The organism is Microvirga sp. P4_G7 (assembly GCF_056401005.1).
Map to the genome: position 1 here is coordinate 1 of NZ_JBFUKD010000225.1, position 5,361 is coordinate 5,361.

Annotated in this window: 5 protein-coding genes; 3 read left to right on the forward strand and 2 right to left on the reverse strand. The window is 62.5% G+C overall.

Features of this window, described 5'->3' with window-relative positions:
* The 3 genes from AC1DT3_RS11350 to AC1DT3_RS11360 form a co-directional block, all read left to right on the forward strand.
* Nucleotides 1–843 (forward strand): ABC transporter ATP-binding protein (locus tag AC1DT3_RS11350; protein WP_477465361.1); only part of this gene is annotated, 843 nt, incomplete at its 5' end.
* Between the two features lie 15 nt (nt 844–858).
* Nucleotides 859–2,034 (forward strand): mandelate racemase/muconate lactonizing enzyme family protein, encoded by a 1,176-nt coding sequence (locus AC1DT3_RS11355; RefSeq protein ID WP_477465362.1) that lies wholly within the window; start codon nt 859–861, stop codon nt 2,032–2,034.
* Between the two features lie 11 nt (nt 2,035–2,045).
* A complete protein-coding gene (locus AC1DT3_RS11360) occupies nt 2,046–3,071 on the forward strand; it encodes a M14 family metallopeptidase (RefSeq protein ID WP_477465363.1) in 1,026 nt (341 codons plus the stop codon).
* An 11-nt stretch (nt 3,072–3,082) separates the two neighbouring features.
* Here the strand turns inward: AC1DT3_RS11360 and AC1DT3_RS11365 are convergent, their stop codons facing one another.
* Both AC1DT3_RS11365 and mutS read right to left on the reverse strand, forming a co-directional pair.
* Nucleotides 3,083–3,730 carry an ankyrin repeat domain-containing protein gene (locus AC1DT3_RS11365; protein WP_477465364.1) on the reverse strand — a complete coding sequence of 216 codons (648 nt, stop codon included), beginning with the start codon at nt 3,728–3,730 and terminating at the stop codon, nt 3,083–3,085.
* A 31-nt stretch (nt 3,731–3,761) separates the two neighbouring features.
* Nucleotides 3,762–5,361, reverse strand: a 1,600-nt coding sequence (mutS, locus tag AC1DT3_RS11370; protein WP_477465365.1) for a DNA mismatch repair protein MutS, incomplete at its 5' end; no start/stop codon positions are given.

A 5,361-nucleotide genomic window follows, 5' to 3' on the forward strand; every position in this document is an offset into this window, starting at 1 on the left:
GAATCAGGGTGCGGCAAATCAACGACCGGACGGCTGATCCTGCGCCTGATCGAAGCGACTGGCGGCGAAGTTCGTTTCGAGGGAAAGGACGTGCTGACGCTGCCGCCGGATGAGATGCGAGAACTTCGCCGTTCCATGCAGATCGTATTTCAGGATCCGTTTGGAGCGCTCAATCCACGAATGACGGTCGAAGATATCGTCCTCGAACCGCTTTACGTCCAAGGGGCACGTCGCGGTCCCGAGCTTCGTCGCGAGGCCCGGCGGCTCATGGATCTCGTCGGTTTGCCATCGGCTCATGTCACCCGCTATCCGCATGAATTTTCAGGCGGCCAGCGTCAGCGCATCGGCATCGCGCGGGCCATTGCGCCGCGACCAAAATTCATCGTCTGCGACGAAGCCGTGTCGGCACTCGATGTCTCCGTGCAGGGACAGATCGTCAATCTTCTGCAGGATCTACAGGCCGAGTTCGGGTTGTCGTATCTGTTCATCGCGCACGATCTCGCGGTGGTGAAGCACATCTCCGATCGCGTCGCCGTCATGTATCTCGGCCGCATCGTGGAGATCGCGGACAAGAAGGCGCTCTATGCATCGCCTCGCCACCCCTATACGCAAGCTCTGCTCGCGGCGATTCCGGTCCGCCATCCGCGGTTGCGGCAAACCCGTAAGCGCCTTTCCGGCGATATGCCGAYGGCACTCGATCCACCGCCGGGGTGCCGGTTTCATAGGCGCTGTCCGCTCGCACAACCGATCTGCGCGATCGAGGTTCCACCTCTTCGTGCCATCGCGCCGGGCCAGTCGGTCGCCTGCCACTTCGCCGAGCAAACCGGATCCACAAACTCGTGATGGGAGAGGCTATCCATGCGCATCGTCAGCGTCGAACCGGTCTTGCTCAAAGGTGAGGAGACTTACCGGGCCACCTCCGGCAGTGAGGAGGCAACGGACAATGGCGATTGGCAGTTGTTGATCCGCATTGCGACCGACGAGGGCATCGAGGCTTGGGCCGATGTGGAGACACTTGGGCCACCGGCAGTCGCCATCATCGCGGGTCCCGGCATGTCGATCATGGGCTTCAAGTCGCTCTCCGAGCTCTTGGTGGGCGAAAACCCGCTCGAAGTGGAACGCCTCTGGGACAAACTCTACGTCGGCAGTGCATATTATGGGCGACGTGGCATCGTGATGCAGTGCATCTCGGCCATCGACAATTGTCTCTGGTCGATCCGCGCTCAGGCCGCGGGCGTGCCGCTGTCGACCCTTCTCGGAGGCCGTCGCAGAGACCGCGTTCTCGCGTATGCCTCGACCCTGTTTCGGGACACGCCGGAAGGCATGGCCGCAGCGGTGCGCGATTACATCGCTCACGGGTTTCAGGCGGTCAAGTTCGGATGGGGCGTCTTCGGCGAAGATCCGGCCCGCGATCAGGAACTGGTGGCGGCGGCCCGTGAGGCGCTCGGCCCCGATCGCACGCTCCTTGTCGATCCGGGATGGTATCCGGTCGGGTGGTCGAAACCCGGTCCTATGCGCAGCCGCCGAGAGAATCTCGCTCTTTGCGATTGGCTCGCCGATTACCAAGTCGGTTGGGTGGAAGACTTCATTCATCCCGAGCGCTTCGACGAATACGCGCATGTGCGCGAGCGCAGCCCCGTGCCGGTTGCCGCGGGCGAGCAGGTGGCGACGATCTGGGAATTTGAGCGCTTCATCCGGGAAGGGTGCGTCGATATCATCCAACCCGATTTGTCTCGCTGCGGGGGGCTCAGTGTCGCTCGGCAAGTCGCGCAGTTGGCAGAGGAAGCGGGCATCGACCTCGTTCCTCATTCCTGGCTCACGCATCTGCTCACGGGCTACAGCTTGCAACTGATCGCGACGCTGCCGCGCGCCCGCTTCGTGGAGTTCAACGTCAGCCAGAGCGCTCTGACCAAAGGCGTGACTCGCGGTGTTCCATTGCGGCTCGAGGCCGACGGCACGGTGCTGATCCCCGACCTTCCGGGGATCGGCATCGACGTCGATCTCGACTTCATCCAAGCACACCGCGTCAACTGAGGGAGGGCAAAATGGAACGCCGCATCGTTCGACCGCGTGAACTGGATTTCGACACACCCGGTCGTCGCGACTATTACGTGGCCCTCGAGCATGACTCGATCTGGGGGGATCATCTCATTCCGTTGACGGTGTTCGTGGGGCGGGATGCGCAGCCCGGTCGCGGTCTCGTGGCTTTCGGCTCCAACCATGGCAACGAGTATGAGGGGCCGGTCGCAATCCGCCACGTGATGCGCGACTTCGATGTTTCGGACGTCTCCGGACGGATCATCCTCGTTCCGATTCTCAATGTCGCCGCCTTTCGCGCCGGCGCGCGCGACTCCCTGCTCGACGATCGCGTCAACTTGAATCGCGCCTTCGTCGACGAGGCCGGGCGACGGCCTGGACTCGGGGGCATCACGCATCGCATCGCGGCGTTCGTGCGCGAGTTCATCTGGTCGCAGGTCCATGTCGTCATCGATTTGCATGCGGGCGGGCTTGTCGGCCAGTTTGAACTCTGCACGAGCTACCATCCCCTGTCGGATCCCGAACAAAGCCGGTTGGTGGAGGAAACCGCCCGGTGGTTCGGGGTGCCACTGGTAATCACCTACCAGAACGAAACGCCTGGATTGCTGTCGAGCGAAGCGGAACGTCTCGGAAAGATCACCATCGGTTCCGAGCTCGGGTTCGGATGCTCCGTCAACATGGACGGCGTGCGCTATGCGCGGCAGGGCGTCCGCGCGGCGGCCATTCACCACGGTCAGATGGCGGGCAACATCGAGAAAATCGGCCACCACGCAAACGGAACACAGAGAACAGCCTCGATGGTCGATCGAGATTGCTTCACGGTTGCGCCGTTCGCCGGGCATTACGAGCCACTGGTCCGCTGTGGCGCGGCCGTCGAGCGAGGAACCGTTGTCGGCTGGCTTCACGATTTCGATCGCATCGATCTCGACCCTTGGCCCGCGCGTGCCGGCGTATCGGGCATCGTCATCGCGCAGGCGTGGTCGGCGCCCGTGCTGCAAGGGCAGCATATCGTCGTCACAGGCCGCGAGACCTGACGCCTCGGACGTTACCGAGCGCCCGCAGCTCGCAGCATTGTGGCGATCGCCGTATAGCCCCGTCGCGTCGCGTGCTGAAGCGGCCTTACACCATCGCGGTCGGCGAGATCGGGGGATGCACCCGCGGCAAGCAGAAGACGAACGATGTCCTGGTGCGCCGGGCCACCGTCGCTCAGGATGATCGCCTCGAGCAACGCGGTCCAGCCGAGCTTGTTGACGTGATCGACATCGACGCCAGCGACGATCAGCGTTTTCACGACATCGACGTGACCGCGTTCCGCTGCCGGGATGAGTGCAGTGCCGCCGAAGCGGTTTGTGCTCTTGAGATCCGCCCCATGCGCCAAAGTGAGTTTCAGGATTTCGAGGCGTCCTTCCGCCCCGGCGAGGAGATAAGCGCTGTCCTGCTTCGCATCCTTCGCGTTGACGTCCGCTCCTGCCTGGATCAGAGCCTTCGCGATCTCGATCCGGTTCAGCTCGGTCGCCAGCAGGAGAGGCGTCCGCCCTTGATTGTCGCGCGCCTCGAGGTTGGGCTGGGCTTCGAGTGCGCGTGTGACATCGACAAAATTGCCCATGGCGACAGCGGTATGGAGAGCATCGGCTTGCGCTGAGGATGTCATCAGACCAAGTACCAGAATGAGAAAACAGGCGGCATGTCGCATGATCTCCTCCGAACGGCGCGCAGCTGCAATATCAGCGTTGGGCCTTGAGACGATAGAGCGCGTCGAGAGCCTCGCGCGGCGTCATTTGATCCGGGTCTATCGTGTCGAGCGCATCGCGTAACGCATCTGTCTCGACCTTCGGTGGTTCGACGCGGACGGGAGCGGCGAACAAGGGAAGGTCTTCAAACAGATTCCGCTTCGGCCGCTCGCGATCGGAGCTTTCGAGTTCGCTCAGGATAACCTTGGCGCGTTCGACGACCGGTTTCGGCAGCCCGGCGAGGCGCGCGACCTGCAGGCCATAGGAGCGGTCGGCAGCCCCCGGAACGACTTCATGAAGGAACACCACGTCGCCGTTCCACTCGGTCACCTTCAAGGTCGCGTTCGACACGCGGGCAAGGCGTTCGGACAAGGCGGTCAACTCGTGAAAATGCGTTGCGAACAAAGCGCGGCAGCGATTGGCTTCATGCAGATGTTCGATCGTCGCCCATGCGATCGAAAGCCCGTCGAAAGTCGCAGTTCCACGTCCGATCTCGTCGAGGATGACCAGTGAATGCGGCGTCGCCTGATTGAGGATGGCGGCCGTCTCGACCATTTCGACCATGAAGGTCGAACGACCGCGCGCAAGATCGTCGGCGGCGCCGACCCGCGAGAACAGTCGATCGACGATACCGACATGCGCCTGCTTGGCCGGAACGAACGACCCCATCTGAGCCAACACCACGATCAACGCATTCTGCCGCAGATAGGTCGACTTACCGCCCATGTTCGGGCCGGTGATCAGGAGGATATGACCCGCTCCATCGCCCGACAATTCTGAATCATTGGCGATGAATGCCGTGCCGTCGCGCTTGAGTGCAGCCTCGACGACAGGATGTCGACCACCCTCAATCGCGAAGGAGAGGCTGGCGTCGACGGTCGGACGGGTCCAGCCGTGCCGTGTCGCGAGTTCGGCGAGCGCGGCCGCAACGTCAATTTCAGCTATCGCCTCCGCCGCGCTTGCGATATCGGCCGACAAAACGAGGAGCTTCTCGGCCAGTTCATCGAACAACCCGAGTTCGATCCGTAGCGCGCGATCGGACGCAGACGCAATCTTGGCTTCGAGCTCGCCGAGTTCAACCGTCGAGAACCGCATCGCTCCGGCCATGGTCTGACGGTGAACGAAGGTTTCCTTCCATGGAGCCTGCAGCAGATCCTCTCCCACATTCTGCGGCACTTCCACGAAGTAGCCGATCATGTGGTTGTGCTTGACCCGCAAGGTCTTGCAGCCGGTCTGGGCCGCGTATCGCGTTTGCAACGCTGCGATGAAGCGACGCGAATCGTGCTGCAACTCGCGCAGTTCGTCCAGATCCTGACTGAAGCCGGCGCGGATGAATCCGCCATCACGCTTCAAGAGTGGGAGCTCGTCGGCGAGCGCTACGTTCATCTCGTCGATGATGTCGATTCTCAATGCCTTCAGGCGAACCGACGTGGTCGCCAGTTCGCGCGGGAGGTCCGACCCCGTGAGAACGCTCGCCAGTTCGCGCGCAGCGACAAGTCCGCTTTTGACGCAGGCAAGGTCCCTCGGACCGCCGCGTCCGAGACCGAGGCGCGAAAGAGCACGCGCGAAATCCGGAGTCTGTTTGAGGATATTG

Bases quoted from the DNA above. Each gene is read 5' to 3' on its own strand.
- AC1DT3_RS11355 (WP_477465362.1), top strand. From the start codon at position 859: ATGCGCATCGTCAGCGTCGAACCGGTCTTGCTCAAAGGTGAGGAGACT.
- AC1DT3_RS11365 (WP_477465364.1), bottom strand. From the start codon at position 3,730: ATGCGACATGCCGCCTGTTTTCTCATTCTGGTACTTGGTCTGATGACA.
- AC1DT3_RS11360 (WP_477465363.1), top strand. From the start codon at position 2,046: ATGGAACGCCGCATCGTTCGACCGCGTGAACTGGATTTCGACACACCC.